Below are 18,489 nucleotides of genomic sequence, written 5' to 3' on the forward strand. Positions count from 1 at the left end.
CATTTGCGCGATGCCGCGCGCGTTGCGGCCTCAAAAGAAAAAAGCGGCCGAAGCCGCTTTCCAACGCCTACAGCTTCTTAAGCTGCCTGTTCCTTCGTTCGCGTGTAACGCGACAGAATCGGAATCATCTGTGCATAAATCTTCGGATTGCCCGCGACGATCTCATGCACGTGCAGGAAGTCCGAGTCGCCCGTGTAGTTGCCGACGAGGCCGCCTGCTTCCGTGATCAGCAGGCTGCCCGCGGCCATGTCCCACGCGTTGATGCCTTGCTCGAAGAAGCCGTCGAGACGGCCCGCCGCGACGTTGGCCAGATCGAGCGCTGCCGCGCCCGGACGGCGCAGCCCCGCGCACGCCTTGGTCATGTCGGCGAAGAGGTCCGTGTACGCTTCGAGCGTGTCCTTTTCGCGGAACGGGAAGCCCGTGCCGATCAGGCCGTCTGCCAGGCGGTCGCGACGACCGACGCGGATGCGGCGGTCGTTCAGATATGCGCCGCGGCCGCGCGAGGCCGTGAACAGGTCGTTGCGCGTCGGGTCATAGACGACCGCCTGCGTGACGATGCCTTTGTGCGCGAGCGCGATCGACACGCAGTAGTACTGGAAGCCGTGGATGAAGTTCGTGGTGCCGTCGAGGGGATCGATGATCCACTGGTATTCGGACTCGTTGCCCGATTCACCGGACTCTTCGGCGAGGATCGCGTGATCGGGATAGGCGGTGGTCAGCGTTTCGATGATGGCCGCTTCCGCCGCCTTGTCGACCTCCGTGACGAAATCGTTGTGCTGCTTCTTGCTGACCTGCACGAGGTCGAGATCGAGCGACGCGCGGTTGATGATCTGCCCGGCGCGGCGAGCGGCCTTGACAGCGATATTGAGCATGGGATGCATGAGCCTGGATCCTTGTGCCGGACGCGCACGGCGGCTGCCCGGTGTTGAGCTGAAAATAAGCTGTAAATCACGCGAAACGGGCGCCGGGCAAGAGCGGGTCGAAACCTGGCACGCATTCCGTCGACGGAGACGAATTGAAGAAGAGCGGTGCGCCGTGTTGGCTGTTCCCGTGAGATACAGGCTGAACCGGCGCGAATATCGGGATTTTACCTGAGTCTCACTGTTTCGAGGCAGTTTGGGCCGATCGCGGTGCACGCGAATCGGCCCATGACACCCGCGCAGAGCAGCATCGGCCGTCCGGCCGATGGAAAGAGGGCACGGGTTGGCGCTACCATAACTGTTTCCTCGTTATTCAATGCACATCGTGGTTCAGACGCCTTCTTCGCCTTCCTCCAGCCTCGCTTCCGACAACACCGGCATCGGCGGCGGCTTCACGTCGACACGCTTCGTGCTCGTCGAGCCGAGTCATCCCGGCAATGTCGGCGCCGCGGCGCGCGCGCTCAAGACCATGGGCTTTTCGCGCCTCGTGCTGGTGTCGCCACGCGTCACCGACGTGAAAAACGACCCGGAGGCGATCGCGATGGCGAGCGGTGCGGACGACGTGCTCGCATCGGCCCACATCGTGCCGACGCTCGCCGACGCGCTGTCGGGCGCGCAATGGTCGCTAGCGCTCACGGCGCGCTCGCGCGAATACGGGCCGCCGCAGCTCGCGCCGCGCGCGGCCGCGACGCAGGCGCGCGAACATGCCGCGCATGGCGATATCGCGCTCGTGTTCGGTAACGAGCGTACGGGGCTTTCGAACGAGGACGTCGAGCGGTGCAGTGCGCTCGCGCATATTCCCGCCAATCCCGCGTATAGCTCGCTGAATCTGTCGCAGGCAATCCAGGTGCTGGCGTACGAGTTGCGCATGGCGTACCTGGTCGACGGCGATGGGCAGGCGGCATCGGGTGGCGCAGGTGTGCTCGCTGCGAGCGACGAAATCGAGCGCATGTACGTGCACCTGGAAAACGCGCTGATCGCGCTCGAGTTTCTCGATCCCGGCAATCCCAAGAAGCTGATGTCGCGCTTGCGCCGGTTGTTTGCGCGCTCGGGTCTGGAGCGCGAAGAGGTCAATATCGTGCGCGGTATCGCGAAGCACATTCTGCTGAAGGCGAAAGGGCGCGACGCCGACGAGCGCTGAAAGCACTCGTACGTTCGGGTTCGGCGCAGTCTCACGTGTCGCGCAGGATGATATTGCTGCACGGGAAAGGTCAAACCTTGTCGTCCGAGTGGACTTCCGGCAGGTTTCGCGCATTCGCCCTACAATGGCCCGAAACGTCATAAGCAAAGCTCGCCGGCTGGAATGGACGTAACGACAGACGTCGTAGCGACCGTGCCGGCAGCCCGCTTCCCGTGCTACGCGCGGCAGCGATCCATCCCTACGACAGCCTCATTGCCATGTTCACGAGACTCCGCGAAGACATCGCCACGATCCGCGAGCGCGATCCCGCCGCCCGCAGCGCCTGGGAAGTCCTCACGTGTTATCCGGGCCTGCACGCGCTGATGTTCCATCGGTTCGCGCATGCCTGCTGGCGCGCAAAGCGCCGCTGGCTCGCGCGCTTCGTGTCGCAGTTCGGCCGCTTCATGACGGGCATCGAAATTCACCCGGGCGCGACCATCGGCCGGCGCGTGTTCATCGATCATGGCATGGGTGTCGTGATCGGCGAAACGGCCGAAGTCGGCGACGACTGCACGATCTATCAGGGTGTCACGCTCGGCGGCACGTCGCTCACGCGTGGGGCAAAGCGCCATCCGACGCTCGAGCGCGGCGTGATCGTCGGCGCGGGTGCGAAGGTGCTCGGCGGCTTCACGATCGGCGCGGACGCGAAGATCGGCTCGAATGCCGTCGTCGTCAAGCCGGTGCCGGCGGGCGGCACGGCCGTCGGCAATCCGGCGCGCGTGATCATGCCGGCAAAGGCGGCGGCGCCTGCGTCGGCCGCGGCCGAAAGTACTACGCCGCGCCCCGGCTTCTGCGCGTACGGCATCACGCCGAACGCGGACGATCCTGTATCGCTCGCCATTCATGGGCTGATCAACCACGCGGCAACGCAGTCTCAGCGCATCGATGAGGTCGTCGCGGCGCTGGAGCGTCTCGGCGCGAGTCTCGAAGCGCTGCATGGCGCCGATGCGGCCTTGCTCGATCTGCGCCGTCTCTCGGCCGCGCTGGAAGGGAAAGTCGAGGCGGAGGCGCGCTGAGCGCCTCGTTGCTGACAGGAAGTAAAGTGCGGCGAGAACGCCCGGAAGCTGCGGAAAGCGCTGCTATTTATCCAGCCGCAACGCTTTGATCCCTTCGGAATCGATGCGCACATAACCGCCACGGCGCTCGCCGTGGTCGAGATCCCAGTCGGGCAGCACCCAGCGCATGCCGCCTTTCTCGTGATGCAGCGCCGGCCTGTGCGTGTGGCCGTGAATGATCGTGGCCGTCTTGGTCTTCCGGAACAGCGCAGCGATACCTTCCGAGGTCACGTCATACCGCGGCGTCACCGGACGCATGCGTCCCGCTTCGCTCGACGCGCGCATTTTCTCCGCCAGCGCCTTGCGCCAACGATACGGCCACACCAGAAAAAGCCACTGCGCAAACCGGTTGCGCGCGAAGCCGCGAAAGCGCTGGTATTTGCGGTCCAGCGTGCATTGCGCATCGCCGTGCGTAAGCGCGATCTTGGTGCCGAACGCGGTAATCACGAACGGATCGGGCAGCCAGATGGCGCCTGCCGCCTTCATGAAACGCTTGCCCAGCAGGAAGTCCCGGTTGCCGTGCATGATGTAGAGCGCGATGCCGCGCTCCGACAGCGTGTGCATCAGCTTGGCCATGCGGGCGGGGAAGGGCTCGGCGAGCATGTCGTCGCCGATCCAGTATTCGAACAGATCGCCGAGAATAAAAACGGAATCCGCGTGCTCGGCCGTCACGCGGATGAAATGCTCGAACGCGGCGACCGTCTGCGGAATCGCCTCGCTCAGATGCAGATCAGCGATGAAAAAAAACGGGCGCGCCGCGTGCGGGCGTTTGCCCTCGCCAGGCACGCCCGCAGCGACGCTTCGCAGCGGCGTCTCTTGCAGCATGGAAGTGTGCTTCTCTCAGTTGCTCAGCGCTTCTTGAAGAATAGGCTGTTCGTTCGAACCGTGCTTTTACTCGACAACAACGGCCTTTTCGATGATCACGTCGTCGACCGGCACGTCCTGGTGGAAGCCCTTCGAGCCCGTCTTCACCTTGCGGATCGCGTCGACCACTTCCAGGCCTTCGACGACCTTGCCGAACACGGCGTAGCCCCAGCCTTGCGGCGTCGGCGACGAGTGGTTCAGGAAGTCGTTGTCGTTCACGTTGATGAAGAACTGGGCCGTGGCCGAGTGCGGATCGTTCGTGCGCGCCATCGCAATCGAACCCTTCACGTTCTTCAGACCGTTGTTCGCTTCATTGGCGATAGGCGTGCTGGTCGGCTTTTGCGTCATGCCCGGCTCGAAGCCGCCGCCCTGGATCATGAAGCCGTCGATCACGCGGTGGAACACCGTGTTGTCGTAGTGGCCGGCCTTCACGTAGGCGAGGAAATTCTCGACCGACTTCGGCGCCTTCTCAGCGTCCAGTTCCAGCTTGATGACGCCGTGGTTCGTGTGCAGTTCAACCATGATGATTTCCTTTGGTCTGGGTGAATGGAGGGTGCGGTGCGTCGCCGTCCGGCGACCATTGGCCCGCGCCCCGTGGCATGGTTAGTTTTCGTAAAGCGTTGGCGCCGGGCATGACATGGCCGGCGGTTCGCGCGTCACGCGGTTCGCAAATGCGTCGTCTGCTATCGGACGCCTGAACGCAGCCCACGCGGCTGCGTTACATCGCCGATCCTGCTGCGGTGTTACTTGCCGACAATTGTCGCCGACTGGATCACAACCTGCTTTTGCGGCACGTCGCTCATCGGGCCGCGCGAGGTCGTCGGCGTGCCTTCGATCTTCTTCACCACGTCCATGCCCGACGTCACCTTGCCGAACACCGCATAGCCGTTGCCGTCCGGATTCGGATAGTCGAGGCCGGCGTTGTCGACCGTGTTGATGAAGAACTGCGCGGTGGCCGAGTTCGGGTCGCCCGTGCGCGCCATCGCGATGGTACCCGTCATGTTCTTCAGGCCGTTGCGGCTTTCGAGCGGAATCGGCGCGCGCGTCGGTTTTTCAGCGAAGCTGGTCGTGTAGCCGCCGCCCTGAATCATGAAGCCGGGAATCACGCGATGGAAAATCGTGTTGTTGTATTGGCCGGATTTCACGTAGTCGAGGAAATTGGCCACGGTCTTCGGCGCTTTCTCAGGATACAACTCGACGCGGATATCGCCTTCCGATGTCTTCAAGAGAACGGACGGATGCGCAGCCTGTGATCCGTTTTGCGCAAAAGCCGGTGCGTTCGCGATCAGGGCGGCGCTGCCGAGCGCCAACATCAACCATTTCATGTAAATCCTCGGGGTGAAAGCAGGGTGAACTCAGATGAAAAACGTTGGCACGCGCGCGGCCCGAAAGCACACGCGCGGGCGCTCACTGCGATGGTGCAACGTACGGCGGCGTCGCGAGCGAACCATTCGGGCCGCCGAACTGGAAGCTCGGCGAGTTGATCATGTTCTGCATCGCGCGATTCGTGTCGGTTTCAGGCGTGGGCTGGCTCGTCTTCTTCACGGGCGTTTTGCTTGGCGACACGATTTTCCCGATGTCGGCAATGCGCTGGCTCGTCGTGCCGTTGCCGGCGCCAAGCGTTTGCGCGCGGCGATACGCCTGGTCGGCCATGCGCAGATACAGGTCGCCGAGATTCTCGTACGCGAGGCCGTAGCCGGGGCTCGCCTTGACGGCTGTTTCCAGCGCGGCGCGCGCTTCCGTGTAGCGGCCCTGCTTCGCGTAGAGCGCAGCAAGGTTGTTGTACGGCTCGGGCAGTTCGGGATAGGTCTCGGTGAGTTCGGTGAATGCGGCGATGGCTTCGTCATCGCGGTTCAGGCGCGCGAGTATGGTGGCGCGCTTGAACTTGGCCTGTGCGTCGCGCGGGTTCGCAGCGATGCGCGCGTCGAGCTGTGCAAGCGCGGCCGTCCAGTTTCTGTTCTGGATCGACGCATCGGCGTCGGGCGTCGCGTCGCGCACTGCGGGGCCGTGCGAAACGGTTGGTGTTTTCTGTGCGAAGGCGGGGGCGGCAGGGAGAACCGTCAGCGCGAGAGCGCAGCAGGTGGTGCCCAGGATCGTGCCCGCTGCCGTGCTCAAGGCAGCGCGCAGGCCCGTACGGGGACCCGAACCGGGACCCGGACGGGAACCCGAACGCGACGACGCGCCGGAGAGCGGGCGAAGTGTCGCACGGAGCGCCGTCGCGAAGAGGGGCGTGGCGCCTCGCGCGCGGCCGCTGGAGTGTTTCATAGGCTCAGGTCGGGATGTTATACTCCGACCCATTCTAACAAAAGGTCTGCGCGTTCCGTCGAACCACAGACTGTCTTTTCGCCACTCGTGGTCGTCTCCGCTTTGACGTCAGCCTGATCCCGCCCGTTTGCGCGACATGCTGTCAGCCATACCGATCTCCCCATTTTGCGTGCTAGTGGTTGCATGCTTTGTTCGGGCGCGGTATGAACGAACACCAAGCGGATTTCTTTCGGCCCACGCATCGTCTCTATGGAATCTCTGCGCATCTACAACACGCTCGCGCGTGACAAGCAAAAGTTCGTGCCGCTTCATGAAGGCGAAGTGCGTATGTATGTCTGCGGGATGACGGTGTACGACTACTGTCACGTGGGCCATGCGCGGGTGATGGTCGTGTTCGACATCGTGCAGCGCTGGCTGCGCACGCTCGGTTACAAGGTCACCTATGTGCGCAATATCACCGATATCGACGACAAGATCATTCGCCGTGCGGTCGAGAACGGCGAAACCATCCGCTCGCTGACGGACCGTTTCATCACGGCGCTGCACGAAGACGCGGACGCGCTTGGTATCGAGCGGCCGGATCTCGAACCGCGCGCGACGGAATACATTCCTCAGATGCTCGGCATGATCGAGAAGCTCGAGCAGAACGGCTACGCGTATCAGGCCGCCGACGGCGACGTGAACTACGCGGTTCGCAAGTTCGCTAACTATGGCGCGCTGTCGGGCAAGTCGCTCGAAGATCTGCGCGCGGGCGAGCGCGTGGCCGCGAATGACGCGAAGCAGGACCCGCTCGACTTCGTGCTGTGGAAGCAGTCGAAGGCCGACGAACCCGCCGACACGGGCTGGGATTCGAAGTACGGGCGCGGGCGTCCAGGTTGGCACATCGAGTGCTCGGCGATGGGTTGCACGCTGCTCGGCGAACATTTCGACATTCATGGCGGCGGCCAGGATCTGCAGTTTCCGCACCACGAAAACGAAATCGCACAAAGTGAAGGCGCTACGCGCCAAACCTTCGTCAATTACTGGATGCACAACGGCTACGTGCAGATCGACAATGAGAAGATGTCGAAGTCGCTCGGCAACTTCTTCACGATCCGCGAGGTGCTCGCGAAGTACGACGCCGAAGTGGTGCGGTTCTTCATTGCGCGCGCGCATTACCGTTCGCCGCTCAACTACAGCGATGTGCATCTCGACGACGCACGCGGCGCGCTCGCGCGTCTTTACACGGCATTGAAGGATACGCCGCCGCAAGCGGGCGAGGTCGACTGGAACGAAGCGCACGCGCAGCGTTTTCGCGCGGCGATGAACGACGACTTCAATACGCCTGTCGCCGTTTCCGTGCTGTTTGAACTTGCCAGCGAAGTGAACCGCACACGCGATGCGGCGCTCGCGCGTCAACTGCACGGTCTCGCGCTCGTGCTCGGCCTGCTCAGGCGCGAGCCGCGTGAGTATCTGCAGCAGGCGGCGGGCAGCGTTGGCGAGGGTGCGCTCGATGTCGCAGCGATCGAAGCGAAGATCGCCGCGCGCGTCGCCGCAAAGCAGGCAAAGGACTACGCCGAGGCAGATCGGATCCGCAAGGAATTGCTGGACGCCGGTATTGCGCTCGAAGACAAACCGGGCGGGTTGACCGAGTGGCGGCGCGTTTGAGCGCACCTCGTACTTCCCACTGATCGACTCGCCAGGCAGGAGGCAGGATGGCAACGGCCACGAAGACGCCGGCTAAACGGGCCACGTCTCAATCAAACGCGGCAGCTAAGGTAAAGGCAGTGCGTGCGCGAAACGGCGCAGCGAAGGTGGCGGTGAAATCGGCGTCGGCGAAAGGCGTGAAGGCGGGCCTTCACGCGCCGCGCAAAACGGCAAGTGCGCATGGCGCGCTCGCGAAGCAACCGGCGTCGAAGCGCCAGCCCAACGGCGCTGACCTCACGGAAGTGGCGGGTCTGAAGCCGTCGCGCGCCCGTGCTGTCCACGCGAAGAGCAATGGCTCGCTGCCCGCGGACCTCGCGGGCGACGTGCAGGAACTCGCGCGCGAAAGCCACGAAGCGGAAACGGTGCGCAAGCCGCGCGCGGCAGTGTCGCCGGCAGATGGCGAACAGGCTGCTCAGGCCGACACGCAGTCGTCGGTCGTCGTCACGCGTCCGGCTTACTGGGACAAGGCATGCGCCGACCTCGTCAAGCGCGATCGCATTCTTAAGAAGCTGATTCCGAAGTTCGGCCCAGTGCATCTGTCGAGCCGTGCGGATCCGTTCGTCACGCTCGCGCGCTCGGTGATCGGCCAGCAGATTTCGGTCGCGTCCGCGCAGGCGATGTGGCAGCGTATCGTCGCCGCCTGTCCGAAGCTCGTGCCGCAGCAGGTCATCAAGCTCGGGCAGGACAATCTGATGAACTGCGGCGTGTCGAAGCGCAAGGCCGAGTACATTCTCGATCTCGCGCATCACTTCGTGTCGGGTGCGCTGCACGTCGGCAAGTGGACGTCGATGGAAGACGAGGATGTGATCGCCGAGCTGACGCAGATTCGCGGCATCAGCCGCTGGACGGCCGAGATGTTTCTGATCTTCGACCTGTCGCGTCCCGACGTGCTGCCGCTCGACGATCCGAATCTGATCCACGCGATCAGTCAGAACTATTTCAGCGGGGAGCCGGTGACGCGCAGCGAAGCGCGTGAAGTGGCCGCGAACTGGGAACCGTGGCGCACCGTCGCGACGTGGTATATGTGGCGCAGCCTCGATCCGGCGCCCGCGGGCAACTGATCCAGCAACTGATTCAAACACTGAACAAGCAAGCGGAAACCGTCGGAGTCTATTGATTTGTTAAAATCGATAGATTCGTGACGGTTTTGACATGGGCGCGCGCGGTTAGAATACGCGCTGCCGGTAAGTCCAAGGATTAAAAACCAATGAAGACCACCTTTCTGGATTTCGAGCAGCCGATCGCGGAGCTCGAAGCGAAAATCGAAGAATTGCGCTTCGTGCAGGACGATTCGGCCGTCGATATTTCGGAAGAGATCGAGCGGCTGTCGAAGAAGAGCCAGCAGCTTACGAAGGATCTGTATACGAACCTGTCGCCGTGGCAGGTTTCGCAAATCGCCCGTCATCCGCAGCGTCCGTACACGCAGGATTACATCAACGAACTGTTCACCGACTTCCACGAACTGCATGGCGACCGCTCGTTTGCGGACGACCTGTCGATCGTCGGCGGCCTCGCGCGTTTCAATGGCCAGCCGTGCATGGTGATCGGCCATCAGAAGGGCCGCGACACGAAGGAGCGCGCGCTGCGCAACTTCGGCATGCCGCGTCCTGAAGGCTATCGCAAGGCCGAACGGCTGATGCGTCTGGCCGAAAAGTTCGGTCTGCCGCTTTTCACGTTCATCGACACGCCGGGCGCGTACCCGGGCATCGGCGCGGAAGAGCGTGGCCAGTCCGAAGCGATCGGTCGCAATCTGTATGTGATGGCCGAACTGAAGACGCCGATCATTTCGACGATCATCGGTGAAGGCGGTTCGGGCGGCGCGCTGGCTGTCGCTGTGGCTGACAGCGTGCTGATGCTCCAGTTCTCGACGTACTCGGTGATCTCGCCGGAAGGCTGCGCGTCGATTCTGTGGAAGAGCGCGGCGAAGGCGCCTGAAGCAGCGGAAGCGCTGGGTCTGACGGCACATCGTCTGAAGGCGCTGAACCTGATCGACAAGATCGTCAACGAGCCGCTTGGTGGCGCGCATCGCGACCCGAAGGGCATGGCAGCGCTGCTGCGCCGTGCGCTCGCCGATTCGCTGCGCCAGTTCCAGGGCATGAGCACGAACGATCTGCGTCAACGCCGCTTCGAACGCCTGATGGCGTACGGCAAGTTCAAGGAAACGACGCCGGGCGCGTAAGCGCCTGCGTTATCGTCTGAAGGCGCTCTGATTTTCACGCGCCGTCACAACGTGACTCCCACTGCCGACACTCCCGCCGACCGCCTCGTTCTCGATGCGGTCGGCGTTGTTTTTGGCGCCTTGCCTGCCGATGCACGCGTCGCGATTGCATTCAGCGGAGGCGTCGATTCGAGCGTGCTGCTCGATGCGGCGGCGCGCGCCGGCGGTGCGTCGCGTTGTATCGCGTTTCATATTCATCACGGTCTGAGCGCCAATGCCGACGAATGGCTCGTGCATTGCGCCGCGTTTGCGCACGAGCGGGACGTCGAGTTTGCGTCGCTACATGTCGATGTGTCGCGCTCGGCTGGACTTGGCGTGGAAGCGGCGGCGCGTGACGCGCGTTATCGCGCGCTCGATGCGTTGTGCGCGCAGCACGGCGTGCACACACTGTGGCTCGCGCAGCATGCAGACGATCAGGCCGAAACCGTGCTGCTTCAACTGCTGCGTGGCGCAGGGCTGGCGGGACTCGCGGCGATGGCGCCGGAATATTTGCCGTCGGGCGCGTCGGTTACGCGTATGCGTCCGCTGCTTCATCTGCTGCGTGCGCAACTCGAGCAATACGCGCATGCGCGCGATCTGCGCTGGATCGATGACGAATCGAATGCCGACACGCGCTACGCACGCAATGCGTTGCGTCACGACGTGCTGCCGGGTCTTGCCGTGCACTTTCCGGGATTTCGCGACGCGCTTGCCCGCACGGCTGCACATGCGGCGTCGGCGCAGCGTTTGCTCGACGAACTGGCGCGCATCGATCTGCAAACCGCGCGCGGAGACGAAGAGGGCGCGCTGCGTCACGACGCGTTGCTCGCGCTCGATGACGACCGCGGCGCCAACCTGCTGCGCTACTGGATGCGCACGCTCGGGCTGCCCGCTGCATCGACTGCACGTTTGTCGGATGCGCTGCGCCAGTTGCGCGAGATCGGCGACGGGCACAGCTTGCGAGTCGATCACGCGGGGCAGGCATTGCGCAGCTATCGCGGACAGGTCTATTGGGAAGCGGGTGACAGCGCCGATCCTGCCGACGAAACGGCGCTCGTGGAACGCACTGAAAGCGCGCTCGTGTGGCAAGGGCAAAGCGTGTGGCGCGTGCCGCAATGGCGCGGCACGTTCGTGTTCAGCGACGCGAACGCCGACACACCCGACGCCATTCCCGTTGACGTGTTGACACGCGCGCCGCTCGTCGCGCGCTCGCGTCGCGGCGGCGAACGGATGCGCAGCACCGCAAGCGGCCCGAGCCGCACATTGAAGAATCTCTTTCAGGAGCGCGGCGTGCCGTCGTGGAAGCGCGATGTCCCGTTGCTGTTCGCCGGCGACGAACTGCTGTTCGTGCCGTTGATCGGCGTCAACCGGAGCGTATCGGCGCAGCCGGCGTCAGATCAGAGTGGCCGCTGGATCAGGATCGAATGGCGCGAGGATCTCACGCTCGCCTGACGTCCGCGTCTCGCGCGGGCGTTGCCCGACCGACCGGACGGCCATCGTCACACGCACGCAACAATCGCCGCAAATCCTTCTCCGACAAGCATTTGCACCCGCTTTTGCCCGGATTGCGGCTTGTCTTTTTATTGCCGATCATGTAGGGTAACTTGTTTGCCCGAGTCGCTTTTTGTCGTGTTACCGGCTGTTCTTATGCGAACGCCCGGGCGCGCTTCAAGCCCCGTTAGCGTCAGTTAGCCATCCCGTTAGCGTCCGTCCGTCAGCCCTGTTTATCGGCAGGTACCGGCAGGGCTGGAAAAAAGCAAACCCGGCAAATCCGCGCGTCCAGCACGCGCGCTGCATCTGCGCCGCCACACTGCGCCGTCGTTCCCGAACGTTGTGCCCTGTGCTTTCTTTGTGCGGCCGTCTCCAGCGCGCCCGGCGCGTACCGGTTGGCGTATCAGTTTCTCCTTCAGTTCAGAACGACAATGGCACTCATCGTACACAAATACGGCGGCACATCGATGGGCTCGGTCGAGCGCATCAAGAACGTCGCGAAGCGCGTCGCGAAATGGCAAAAGGCAGGCCACAAGATGGTCGTGGTGCCCTCGGCGATGTCCGGCGAAACGAACCGCCTGCTGGGTCTCGCGAAAGAAATTTCGCCCCAGCCGAGCCCGCGCGAACTCGACATGATCGCGGCGACGGGCGAACAGGTCAGCGTTGGCCTGCTGTCCATCGCGCTGCATGACGCAGGCGTCGATGCCGTCAGCTACACCGGCTGGCAAGTGCCCGTCAAAACGGATAGCGCGTTCACGAAAGCGCGCATCAGCGACATCGACGGCGAGCGCGTCCTGCGCGATCTCGACGAAGGCAAGGTCGTTGTCATCACGGGCTTTCAGGGCATCGACCCGGAAGGCCATATCACGACGCTCGGCCGCGGCGGCTCGGACACGTCGGCGGTCGCAGTGGCAGCCGCGCTGAAAGCGGACGAATGCCTGATCTACACGGACGTCGACGGCGTCTACACGACGGACCCGCGCGTGGTTGAAGAGGCGCGCCGTCTGGACCGCGTGACGTTCGAAGAAATGCTGGAAATGGCCAGCCTCGGTTCGAAGGTGCTGCAGATCCGCTCGGTGGAATTCGCCGGCAAATATCAGGTCAAGACGCGCGTGCTGTCCAGCCTGACCGATCCGCTGATGTCGCTCGACGAAGAAATGAAGTCGGGCACCCTGATTACTTTTGAAGAAGACGAAACCATGGAAAAAGCAGTCATCTCGGGAATCGCGTTTCAGCGTGACGAAGCCCGTATCGCCGTGATGGGTGTGCCCGACAAGCCGGGCATCGCATATCAGATCCTCGGCCCCGTCGCCGACGCGAATATCGATGTCGACATGATCATCCAGAACCAGAGCGTCGAGGGCAAGACGGCGTTCACGTTCACGGTCGGTCGCGGCGACTATCAGCGCGCGATGGAGATCCTCACGAACCAGGTGAAGGGTCATGTGAACGCCGAGCAGGTACTGGGCGATCCGAAGGTGTCGAAGGTCTCGGTGGTTGGCGTCGGCATGCGTTCGCACGTGGGCATCGCGAGCAAGATGTTCCGCACGCTGTCGGAAGAGGGCATCAACATCCAGATGATCTCGACGTCGGAAATCAAGATCTCCGTGTTGATCGACGAGAAGTACATGGAGCTCGCCGTGCGCGCGCTACATAAGGCATTCGAACTCGATCAGGCTTGATGTGAATCACGCGGTCCGTTGCTGCGGTGATGGGCAAGTGCGTGAAGGTTGTTGAAGATGAAGCGGGTGATTGTGCGTCGGGTCGAGGAGATGTCATCGAAATGACGTCTCTGGCACAAAAAGTGTGAAGTAAAAATTGACCTGAGGCTTTGAACCCGCTATTATCTTGGCTTCGTTGCGCTGCCTCCCTGGCGCAAGCGAAAGTTTGGGAGACGTGGCCGAGAGGTCGAAGGCACTCCCCTGCTAAGGGAGCATCTGGGCCAAAACCTGGATCGAGGGTTCGAATCCCTCCGTCTCCGCCAGAAATGGCGGTGGAACCCCGCAGAGTCAAGGCTCTGCGGGGTTTTGTTTTTTTACGCGCATGATTCGCGTTGCTGAGTGAATGTCTTCGAGTCGCTCGCACTCAACTTTTTATCCGCGCATCCGTAAACGTCGGTATTGGCGAATTGCGTTTGCATTGCATATGCAGATCGATCGTTTATGCCGGATATCTCATTTGCGTGGATTTGCCTGGCATAACCAAACGAACTGCTGCTGCGTCGGCGACGCGCTTGCCAGATACGCACGCAACCCGCGAAATGTGCGTGCACGCAACAACAGAAGGTCATCGCATATGACCAAATGCTGTCGCGTGTAACCGGACGTTACGGCGTGCATTCGAATGCGAAGTTATGCATCAGTTATTACAAAGTTGAAATACGCGTGAAGGGTTGCTTTGTTATATTCGAATCAAGCAGTCGAGATAAACACAACTCCCGCAAAGCAAAGAAAAGGTGAAACCATGAAGTCCATGCGTCTTATCCCGTTGATCGCCGGCGTGCTCGCGATTGGCGCGTCGAGTGCGGCGATGGCTGGGGGACTGAACGTCGGTGTCAACATCGGTATTCCCGCTCCCGTCTATGTCGCGCCGGCGCCTGTGTATGCACCGCCGCCGCCCCCGCCGCCGCCCGTCGTGTATCAGCCGGCGCCTGTCGTGGTCGCGCCCGCCGTCGTGGTTGGCTGGCATGGCGATCGTTACTGGGATGGTCGCCGCTACTGGGGCCGCGACGACTGGTATCGCCATCATGGCGGCTACGATCATGGCCATGGTCACTGGGACAACGGCCGCCATAACGGCTGGCATTGATCCCGCGGCGCATATCGAGCGCCCAACAAAAAACCGCCCCGAGGGGCGGTTTTTTTATCGTTGCACATGCAACGACGTGTGCATTGAAGCAGGCGCGCTTATTCGGCGACAGCTGCCATCCCGCCGACCACGTTGCTGAAGCCGCTATCCACGTGCATGATCTCAGCCGTTACACCGGCCGCGAGATCCGACATCAGGAACGCTGCTGCATTGCCGACCTGTTCGATCGTGACATTGCGCTTGAGCGGCGCATTGTCTTCGACGAAGTCGAGAATCTTGCCGAAGCCCTTGATGCCGCTCGCCGCGAGCGTCTTGATCGGGCCCGCCGAAATGCCGTTCACGCGAATGCCCTTGTCGCCGAGCGACACAGCCAGGTAACGCACGCTCGCTTCGAGCGATGCCTTCGCGAGGCCCATCGTGTTGTAGTTCGGGATCGCTTTTTCCGAGCCGAGATAGGATAGCGTGAGCAGTGCTGCATCGTTCGACAGCATCGGCAGCGCGGCTTTTGCGAGGGCAGGGAAGCTGTACGCGGAGATGTCGTGCGCGATGCGGAAGTTTTCGCGCGTCATGCCGTCGAGGAAATCGCCCGCGATCGCTTCACGCGGCGCGAAGCCGATCGAATGAACGAGACCGTCGAGGCTGTCCCAATGTTCTTTCAGCGACGTGAAGAGCGCGTCGATTTGCGCGTCGTCTGCGACGTCGCACGGGAACACCAGGTTGCTGCCGAATTCGGTTGCGAATTCGGTGATGCGGTCCTTGAAGCGCTCGCCGACATACGTGAACGCGAGTTCGGCGCCTTCGCGCTTGCAGGCCTGTGCGATACCGTACGCGATCGAACGGTTCGACAGGAGGCCTGTCAGCAAGATTCGTTTACCAGCGAGGAAGCCCATGAATTCTCCTAATGAGGTCAGCGCGCCGCGATGACAGAGTGCGGGAACGCGCGGGATTTTGGGTAGAATTCTCTCACATTGCAACCGCCCACCGACCAAACAAGGCACCTATGACAGCAGGCACGCGACGGGTTGAAGCGCCGCGCCGGGTATGGCGCACTCTGATTCGTTCGCTGCCAGGTCGGCTGTCGCGTGTCCGTTACGAGGCGATGCCGCGCGCGGTGTTCACCGCGTGCGTCGGCGCGTTGATCGCGTTGTCTCCTGTGACGGCGCAGCATGCGCACGCCGCCTATGCGATTGCGCAGTACGGCAGCCCGAAATATCCGCCCGACTTCAAGCATTTCGACTACGTCAATCCCGACGCGCCGCGCGGCGGCACGCTGGTGCTGGCGAACCCCGACCGTTCCACGAGCTTCGACAAGTTCAATCCGTTCACGCTGCGCGGCAGCGCGGCGCCTGGCATCGGGCTGCTGTTCGAAAGCCTGACGACGGGCAGCGCCGACGAAGTCGCTTCCGCCTACGGCCTGCTCGCCGACGACATCAACGTTGCGCCCGACGGCCTGTCGACCACGTTCCACATCAACTCGCGCGCGCACTTTTCGAATGGCGATCCCGTCACCGCCGAAGACGTGAAGTTCTCGTTCGATACCTTGAAGAGCCCGAAGGCCGCGCCGCAGTTCGCCGCATATTTCGCGGAGATCGTGCGTTGCGTGATTGTCGATCCGGCGACGGTGCGCTTCGAATTCAAGCAGCACGATCGCGAACTGCCGTTGCTCGCGGGCGGCATGCCCGTGTTCTCGCGCAAGTGGGGCGTGAAGCCCGACGGCAGCCGCACGTCTTTCGATCAACTCGCGTTTGAAAGGCCGATCGGCAGTGGGCCGTATCTGATCGAGAGCTACGACAACGGCCGCACGATCACCTATAAGCGCGACCCGAAGTACTGGGGCGACAAGCTGCCGGTGCGCGTCGGCATGTATAACTTCGAGCGTATCAACTACAAGCTGTATTCGGACGGCACCGCGCGTCTCGAAGCGTTCAAGGCGGGCGAGTACGACGCGCTCGTCGAGTATGTTGCGCGCAACTGGGTGCGGCGTGATGTCGGCAAGAAATTCGATAGCGGCGAACTCATCAAACGCGAATTTCCCCAACATAACGGCACGGGGATGCAGGGCTTCATCCTGAACCAGCGCCGGCCGCTTTTCTCTGACGTGCGTGTGCGCCGCGCGCTCGATCTCGCGCTCGACTTCCAGTGGCTCAACCGGCAACTGTTCTACAGCCAGTACCGGCGCATCGACAGCTACTTCGTCAATACCGATCTTCAGGCGAAGGGCCTGCCGTCGCCGGGTGAACTGGCGTTGCTCGAGCCGTGGCGCGCGAAACTGGAGCCTTCCGTATTCGGCGTGCCACCGAAGCAGCCCGACACCGATCCACCGGGCTCGCTGCGCGCGAATCTGCTCGAGGCGCGCGCGCTGCTCGCGCAGGCGGGCTGGACCTATCGCGACGGCGCCTTGCGCAACGCGAAGGGCGAGCCATTCGTGTTCGAGATACTCGACGACTCGGGGTCGTCGTCTTCGTTCGATCCCGTCTACGCGACCTACATCCGCAATCTGAAGAAGCTCGGTATCGAGGCGCGCACGCGCACGGCGGACTTCGCGGTGTATCAGAAGCGTCTCGACGCCTTCGATTTCGATGTCACGACGATCCGTTTCCCCGACGTGCAGGTGCCGGGCGCGGACATGATCGACCGCTTCGGCAGCAAGGCCGCCGACGAGCCCGGCTCGGGCAATCTGATCGGCCTGAAGTCGCCGGCCGTCGATGCGATCCTGCGCGCGCTGGTCGGCGCGCAGACGCGCGAGCAACTCGTCGATGCCACGCACGCGCTCGATCGCGTGCTGATCAACGGTTATTACATGGTCCCGCACTGGTACAGCGCGACGCATCGCGTGGCGTACAAGCGCGGGCTTGCCTGGCCCGCGACCTTGCCGCTGTACTATGGAGCGGAAGGATGGATCACGTCGATGTGGTGGTTCGCGAGCCCGCAATGAACGCGCCATACGTGACCCTCATGCACTCTTGATTCTGGACTGCCGCCATGTGGAGCTACATCCTCAAACGTCTGCTGTTGATGATCCCGACGCTGATCGGCGTGTTGACGCTGACTTTCGTCGTGATCCAGTTCGTGCCGGGCGGACCCGTCGAGCAGGCCGTGCACGAGTTGCGCCGTAATACGGCCGAAGGCGGCACGCCGTTCGGATTGCGCGCGCATAGCGGCGTCGACGCGCAGCAGATCGCGCAACTGAAGGCGCTCTACGGCTTCGACAAACCGCCGCTCGAACGTTACTGGCTGATGCTCAAGCGTTTCTCGCACTTCGATCTCGGACAAAGCTATTTCCGTCATCAAAGCGTGTGGTCGCTGATCGTGTCGAAGCTGCCTGTGTCGATCAGCATCGGGCTGTGGACGTTCTTCCTCACGTATCTGATATCGGTGCCGCTGGGCATTGCGAAGGCCGTGCGCAACGGCTCGCGTTTCGATATCGCGACGAGCCTGATCGTGCTGATCGGCTACGCGATTCCGGGGTTCGTGCTCGGCGTGCTGCTGCTCGTGCTGTTCGGCGGCGGTTCGTTCCTGCAACTGTTTCCGCTGCGCAATCTCACCTCCGATAACTGGGATCAGTTGAGTGTGTTCGGCAAGGTTCTCGACTACCTGTGGCACATCACGCTGCCGATCGTGGCGTCCGTGGTCGGCAGTTTTGCGGTCGTGACGATGCTGACCAAAAACGCGTTCCTCGATGAAATCCGCAAGCAATATGTGCTGACCGCGCGCGCGAAAGGGCTGTCGGAGCGGCGCGTGCTGTGGAAGCACGTGTTCCGCAATGCGCTGCTGCCGCTGATCGTCGGCTTTCCGGCCGCGTTTATCGGCGCGTTTTTCACGGGCAGTCTGCTGATCGAGACGCTGTTCTCGCTCGATGGGCTCGGGCTGCTGTCGTATGAGTCGGTGGTGCGGCGCGATTATCCCGTCGTGCTCGGCACGCTCTATCTTTTCACGCTGATCGGGCTCGCGACCAAGCTCATCTCCGATCTCTGCTATGTGTGGGTCGACCCACGCATTCAATTCGAACAACTGGAGCGCTGA

16 protein-coding genes and 1 tRNA gene are annotated in these 18,489 nt (G+C 62.6%); 11 read left to right on the forward strand and 6 right to left on the reverse strand.

The genetic code is table 11. The features are described 5' to 3' along the window. Positions 1–77: 77 nt before the first annotated feature. Positions 78–881 (reverse strand): inositol monophosphatase family protein, encoded by an 804-nt coding sequence (locus G3O01_RS18625; protein WP_205806608.1) that lies wholly within the window; start codon positions 879–881, stop codon positions 78–80. A 355-nt stretch (positions 882–1,236) separates the two neighbouring features. Between G3O01_RS18625 and G3O01_RS18630 the strand changes: the two genes are divergently transcribed. Further along, positions 1,237–2,061: an RNA methyltransferase gene (locus G3O01_RS18630; protein WP_205806609.1), complete on the forward strand. Its 825-nt coding sequence runs from the start codon at positions 1,237–1,239 to the stop codon at positions 2,059–2,061. 257 nt (positions 2,062–2,318) lie between these two features. Beyond that, positions 2,319–3,116: a serine O-acetyltransferase gene (gene cysE / locus G3O01_RS18635; RefSeq protein WP_205806610.1), complete on the forward strand. Its 798-nt coding sequence runs from the start codon at positions 2,319–2,321 to the stop codon at positions 3,114–3,116. 63 nt (positions 3,117–3,179) lie between these two features. Here cysE and G3O01_RS18640 read toward each other — a convergent pair whose 3' ends face one another. The 4 genes from G3O01_RS18640 to G3O01_RS18655 all read right to left on the reverse strand — a co-directional run bounded on the left by G3O01_RS18640 (position 3,180) and on the right by G3O01_RS18655 (position 6,284). Next, entirely contained in the window at positions 3,180–3,980 is an 801-nt protein-coding gene (locus G3O01_RS18640) for a UDP-2,3-diacylglucosamine diphosphatase (protein WP_205806611.1), read from the reverse strand. Between the two features lie 66 nt (positions 3,981–4,046). Continuing rightward, the gene (locus G3O01_RS18645) at positions 4,047–4,541 is read right to left on the reverse strand and encodes a peptidylprolyl isomerase (protein WP_035990735.1); all 495 of its coding nucleotides are present in this window, start codon (positions 4,539–4,541) and stop codon (positions 4,047–4,049) included. A gap of 221 nt (positions 4,542–4,762) precedes the next feature. Beyond that, positions 4,763–5,344, reverse strand: coding sequence for a peptidylprolyl isomerase (locus G3O01_RS18650; protein ID WP_205806612.1), 582 nt, complete (start codon positions 5,342–5,344; stop codon positions 4,763–4,765). Between the two features lie 82 nt (positions 5,345–5,426). Further along, entirely contained in the window at positions 5,427–6,284 is an 858-nt protein-coding gene (locus tag G3O01_RS18655; RefSeq protein ID WP_205806613.1) for a tetratricopeptide repeat protein, read from the reverse strand. Between the two features lie 249 nt (positions 6,285–6,533). On the opposite strand from G3O01_RS18655, the gene cysS reads away from it, so the two are divergent. The 7 genes from cysS (at position 6,534) to G3O01_RS18690 (ending at position 14,466) form a co-directional block, all read left to right on the forward strand. Further along, on the forward strand, positions 6,534–7,931 hold the full coding sequence (gene cysS / locus G3O01_RS18660; protein ID WP_205806614.1) for a cysteine--tRNA ligase: 1,398 nt from the start codon (positions 6,534–6,536) through the stop codon (positions 7,929–7,931). 47 nt (positions 7,932–7,978) lie between these two features. Further along, entirely contained in the window at positions 7,979–9,031 is a 1,053-nt protein-coding gene (locus G3O01_RS18665) for a DNA-3-methyladenine glycosylase (protein ID WP_205806615.1), read from the forward strand. 146 nt (positions 9,032–9,177) lie between these two features. Beyond that, entirely contained in the window at positions 9,178–10,149 is a 972-nt protein-coding gene (locus G3O01_RS18670; RefSeq protein ID WP_205806616.1) for an acetyl-CoA carboxylase carboxyltransferase subunit alpha, read from the forward strand. A 51-nt stretch (positions 10,150–10,200) separates the two neighbouring features. Continuing rightward, the gene (tilS, locus tag G3O01_RS18675) at positions 10,201–11,619 is read left to right on the forward strand and encodes a tRNA lysidine(34) synthetase TilS (RefSeq protein ID WP_205806617.1); all 1,419 of its coding nucleotides are present in this window, start codon (positions 10,201–10,203) and stop codon (positions 11,617–11,619) included. A gap of 470 nt (positions 11,620–12,089) precedes the next feature. Further along, a complete protein-coding gene (locus G3O01_RS18680; RefSeq protein WP_205806618.1) occupies positions 12,090–13,340 on the forward strand; it encodes an aspartate kinase in 1,251 nt (416 codons plus the stop codon). A gap of 208 nt (positions 13,341–13,548) precedes the next feature. Then, a tRNA-Ser gene (locus G3O01_RS18685) sits at positions 13,549–13,642 on the forward strand. A gap of 479 nt (positions 13,643–14,121) precedes the next feature. Next, positions 14,122–14,466: a hypothetical protein gene (locus G3O01_RS18690; RefSeq protein ID WP_205806619.1), complete on the forward strand. Its 345-nt coding sequence runs from the start codon at positions 14,122–14,124 to the stop codon at positions 14,464–14,466. A 98-nt stretch (positions 14,467–14,564) separates the two neighbouring features. Here the strand turns inward: G3O01_RS18690 and fabI are convergent, their stop codons facing one another. After that, positions 14,565–15,356 (reverse strand): enoyl-ACP reductase FabI, encoded by a 792-nt coding sequence (fabI, locus tag G3O01_RS18695; RefSeq protein WP_205806620.1) that lies wholly within the window; start codon positions 15,354–15,356, stop codon positions 14,565–14,567. Positions 15,357–15,565: 209 nt separating this feature from the next. On the opposite strand from fabI, the gene G3O01_RS18700 reads away from it, so the two are divergent. After that, positions 15,566–17,401 (forward strand): extracellular solute-binding protein, encoded by a 1,836-nt coding sequence (locus G3O01_RS18700; protein WP_241024072.1) that lies wholly within the window; start codon positions 15,566–15,568, stop codon positions 17,399–17,401. A gap of 47 nt (positions 17,402–17,448) precedes the next feature. Then, positions 17,449–18,489 (forward strand): ABC transporter permease subunit, encoded by a 1,041-nt coding sequence (locus tag G3O01_RS18705; protein WP_205806622.1) that lies wholly within the window; start codon positions 17,449–17,451, stop codon positions 18,487–18,489.

It is taken from the genome of Burkholderia sp. Ac-20365 (genome assembly GCF_017104715.1).
GTDB lineage: Bacteria > Pseudomonadota > Gammaproteobacteria > Burkholderiales > Burkholderiaceae > Paraburkholderia.

Coding starts and splice junctions, on each gene's coding strand:
- G3O01_RS18655 (WP_205806613.1), bottom strand. CDS start 6,284: ATGAAACACTCCAGCGGCCGCGCGCGAGGCGCCACGCCCCTCTTCGCG.
- G3O01_RS18700 (WP_241024072.1), top strand. CDS start 15,566: ATGCCGCGCGCGGTGTTCACCGCGTGCGTCGGCGCGTTGATCGCGTTG.
- G3O01_RS18690 (WP_205806619.1), top strand. CDS start 14,122: ATGAAGTCCATGCGTCTTATCCCGTTGATCGCCGGCGTGCTCGCGATT.
- G3O01_RS18665 (WP_205806615.1), top strand. CDS start 7,979: ATGGCAACGGCCACGAAGACGCCGGCTAAACGGGCCACGTCTCAATCA.
- G3O01_RS18630 (WP_205806609.1), top strand. CDS start 1,237: ATGCACATCGTGGTTCAGACGCCTTCTTCGCCTTCCTCCAGCCTCGCT.
- G3O01_RS18670 (WP_205806616.1), top strand. CDS start 9,178: ATGAAGACCACCTTTCTGGATTTCGAGCAGCCGATCGCGGAGCTCGAA.
- G3O01_RS18625 (WP_205806608.1), bottom strand. CDS start 881: ATGCATCCCATGCTCAATATCGCTGTCAAGGCCGCTCGCCGCGCCGGG.
- G3O01_RS18645 (WP_035990735.1), bottom strand. CDS start 4,541: ATGGTTGAACTGCACACGAACCACGGCGTCATCAAGCTGGAACTGGAC.
- cysE (WP_205806610.1), top strand. CDS start 2,319: ATGTTCACGAGACTCCGCGAAGACATCGCCACGATCCGCGAGCGCGAT.
- G3O01_RS18705 (WP_205806622.1), top strand. CDS start 17,449: ATGTGGAGCTACATCCTCAAACGTCTGCTGTTGATGATCCCGACGCTG.
- G3O01_RS18650 (WP_205806612.1), bottom strand. CDS start 5,344: ATGAAATGGTTGATGTTGGCGCTCGGCAGCGCCGCCCTGATCGCGAAC.
- fabI (WP_205806620.1), bottom strand. CDS start 15,356: ATGGGCTTCCTCGCTGGTAAACGAATCTTGCTGACAGGCCTCCTGTCG.
- G3O01_RS18640 (WP_205806611.1), bottom strand. CDS start 3,980: ATGCTGCAAGAGACGCCGCTGCGAAGCGTCGCTGCGGGCGTGCCTGGC.
- cysS (WP_205806614.1), top strand. CDS start 6,534: ATGGAATCTCTGCGCATCTACAACACGCTCGCGCGTGACAAGCAAAAG.
- G3O01_RS18680 (WP_205806618.1), top strand. CDS start 12,090: ATGGCACTCATCGTACACAAATACGGCGGCACATCGATGGGCTCGGTC.